Origin of the sequence: Methylobacterium organophilum, assembly GCF_022179465.1 — a bacterium.
Lineage (GTDB): Bacteria > Pseudomonadota > Alphaproteobacteria > Rhizobiales > Beijerinckiaceae > Methylobacterium > Methylobacterium organophilum.
Genome location: NZ_BPQV01000051.1, coordinates 1 through 255 on the forward strand (window position 1 = coordinate 1; position 255 = coordinate 255).

The following is a 255-nucleotide window of genomic DNA, read 5'->3' on the forward strand; positions in this document are numbered from 1 at the left end:
CGGCGACGCCGCTCTGGTCGAAGTCGATCAGGACCCCGTCGATGCCGCCGTTGTCGGCCGCCTTGAAGACGGATCCGGCGCTCATGTTGAAAGTCTTCGGGACTCGGATCGTGGTGCCGTAGCGCCCGACCTCACGCGCCGCGCCCGCGCCGCGGAGCTGCTGCGTGTTGCAGAAGGTGATCTGGTTGGTGATCGTGTAACGGCCGGTCGGGAAGCGCACGTCCTTGCAGGTGGCGAAGGCGTTGCGCACGTACT

General features: G+C 66.7%; 1 protein-coding gene. It reads right to left on the reverse strand.

Features of this window, described 5'->3' with window-relative positions; all coding sequences use genetic code 11:
* Positions 1 to 255 (reverse strand): hypothetical protein (locus MFF21_RS23775; RefSeq protein WP_373325094.1); only part of this gene is annotated, 255 nt, incomplete at both ends.